Genomic DNA, 2,045 nt, shown 5'->3' with positions numbered 1-2,045 from the left:
CGGCCAGGCCCGCCGGGGCATGCGCACCTGCTCGAAGGGATAGCCGAGGGAGACATCGACATGCGGCACGCCCTCCACGACGATCTCCTCCGGCATGTGCAGGTGACCGTGGACGACGGCGACAGCCGCATAGTCGTGGGCGAAGGAGCGTGTCAGGGTCGTCCCGCACCACAGGGCCATCTCCGGCTGGCGCAGGCGCCGGGTGGGTTCGACCACCAGGGGCCAGTGGTTGACCAGCAGCGTCGGGCCGGACACCTCCGCCAGCCGCGCACGCGAATAGGCGACGCGCTCGGCGCACCAGGCCTCCACGTCGACAAAGGGGGCGATGTAGAGCTCGTCGTCGAGGGTGGCGCGGGCGGTGCGGGCGTCGATAAGCGCCTCGACGGCGCTGACTCCGGGCGGGCGGAACGAATAGTCGTAGAGGGTGAACAACGGCGCCACGGTGACCTCCCCGAACACGGGGAAGGGATCCTCGGGGGTGTCCACGGCGACGTCGCGAAGCAGCGTGACGAGGCGCTCATAGCGGGCGCGGCCGCGATAGCGGTCCTCGCGGCGGGCGAAGAGCTCGTGGTTACCGGGGCACCACACCACACGCGCAAAACGCCGCCGGAGACGGGCGAGGGTATCCACGACAGTGTCGATACTCTCGGCCACGTCTCCGGCGACGATGAGCCAGTCACCTTCCTCCGTGGGCGCGAGGCGCTCGACGCGCTCGCGGTTGGCGGGGAAGGTGACGTGCAGGTCAGAGACCAGCCACAAGGTGCTCATGCACCACGAGGTTAGTCGCGCGGGACCTCGACCATCTCGAAGACCTCAAGGCGGTCATCGATCTGGATGTCCGGGTAGGACAGGACCATACCGCACTCGTAACCGGCGCTGACCTCGGTGACATCGTCCTTCTCGCGTCGCAGGGACTCGATCTTGACGTTGTCGGCGATGACGCTGCCGTCGCGGACCAGGCGGCCCGAGGCGTTGCGGCGCACCTTGCCGGACTCCACCATGCAACCGGCGATGAGGCCCACGGAGGACGCCTTGAAGATGGCGCGGATCTCGGCGGTACCGATCTCCCGCTCCTCGTAGATCGGCTTGAGCATGCCCTTGAGAGCCTGCTCCACCTCTTCGATGGCGCGGTAGATGACGGTGTAGTAGCGGATATCCACACCCTCGGAGTTGGCCTCCTCGGTCGCCTTGCCCTCGGAACGGACGTTGAAGGCGATGATGACAGCATCCGACGCAGCGGCCAGCGAGACGTTGGTCTGCGTGACGGCACCGACACCACGGTCGATGATGTTGAGCTCGACCTCGTCCTCCATCTCGATCTTGAGCAGGGACTCCTCCAGGGCCTCCACCGAACCGGCGTTGTCGCCCTTGAGGATGAGGTTGAGGACGCTGGTCTCCTTGAGAACGGCATCCAGATCCTCGAGGGAGACGCGCTTGCGGGCCTTGGCCTGCATGGCGGAACGCTTGCGGGCGTCACGCTGCGCGGCGATCTGGCGGGCGACGCGGTCGTCCTCGACGACGAGCAGGTTGTCGCCGGCGCCGGGGACGCCGTTGAGGCCCTGCATCTGGACCGGACGGGACGGACCCGCCTCGTCGACGTCGTTGCCGTGCTCGTCGATCATGCGACGCACGCGGCCGTAGGTGTCACCCACGACGACGGAGTCACCGACGCGGAGGGTACCGCGCTGGACCAGGACGGTGGCCACCGGGCCACGACCACGGTCGAGGTGCGCCTCGATGGCGACACCCTGGGCGTCCATGTCCGGGTTGGCGCGCAGATCCAGGGAGGCGTCGGCGGTGAGCACGACAGCCTCGAGCAGCTCGTCGATGTTGATGTTCGCCTTCGCGGAGATGTCGACGAACATGGTCTCGCCGCCGTACTCCTCCGGCACCAGGCCGTACTCGGTGAGCTGGCCACGGATCTTGTCCGGGGAGGCCTCCGGCTTATCGATCTTGTTCACGGCCACCACGATCGGCACGTCAGCGGCCTTCGCGTGGTTGATGGCCTCCACCGTCTGCGGCATGACGCCGTCGTCGGCGGCGAC

2 protein-coding genes are annotated in these 2,045 nt (G+C 67.7%); both read right to left on the bottom strand.

Translation table 11 applies throughout. The features are described from left to right. Positions 1-768 (bottom strand): metallophosphoesterase (locus Q4F73_RS12355; RefSeq protein WP_303359637.1); only part of this gene is annotated, 768 nt, incomplete at its 3' end. Between the two features lie 11 nt (positions 769-779). Beyond that, positions 780-2,045: translation initiation factor IF-2 (gene infB, locus Q4F73_RS12350; protein ID WP_303359636.1), on the bottom strand; the 1,266-nt coding region annotated here is incomplete at its 5' end.

Origin of the sequence: Corynebacterium sp., from assembly GCF_030535495.1 — a bacterium.
GTDB lineage: Bacteria > Actinomycetota > Actinomycetes > Mycobacteriales > Mycobacteriaceae > Corynebacterium.
The sequence above is the reverse complement of the archived record's forward strand: the minus strand, read 5'-3'. Positions and strand labels throughout refer to the sequence as shown.